We start from the raw sequence: 436 nt of genomic DNA on the forward strand, positions 1-436 counted from the left end.
ATGATTCTTGCATGAACACCGTAAACCGAACACCCGCCCGGCAACCGCACAAGGCGCTGGCGAGATATCTGTCGCTCGACGACTTCGAGCTTGCAGCAAAGCGGCATCTCCCCCGCCCCATATTTGGCTATATCGCCGGCGCCGCCGAGCGCAACGCATCGCTCGACGACAACCAACGCGTGTATGCCGAGTACCGGTTCATCACGCGCGTGTTGCGCGACGTATCCAAGCGCTCACAGTCGACGACACTGTTCGGCCATACCTGGTCGGCGCCGTTCGGCATCGCGCCGATGGGCATCTCGGCGCTGTCCGCCTATCGCGGCGATCTCGTCCTGGCGCAGGCAGCCCGACGCGCCGATATCCCGATGATCATGAGCGGCTCGTCGCTGATTCCCCTGGAAACGGTGGCACACGCCGCGCCACGGACCTGGTTCCA

General features: G+C 63.8%; 1 protein-coding gene. It reads left to right on the forward strand.

The window, feature by feature from the left end:
* Positions 1–11: 11 nt before the first annotated feature.
* The coding region (locus tag FQ746_RS00035; RefSeq protein ID WP_186310578.1) for an alpha-hydroxy-acid oxidizing protein at positions 12–436 on the forward strand (425 nt) is incomplete at its 3' end.

Origin of the sequence: Paraburkholderia sp. BCC1886, assembly GCF_900996245.1 — a bacterium.
Classification (GTDB): Bacteria; Pseudomonadota; Gammaproteobacteria; order Burkholderiales; family Burkholderiaceae; genus Paraburkholderia.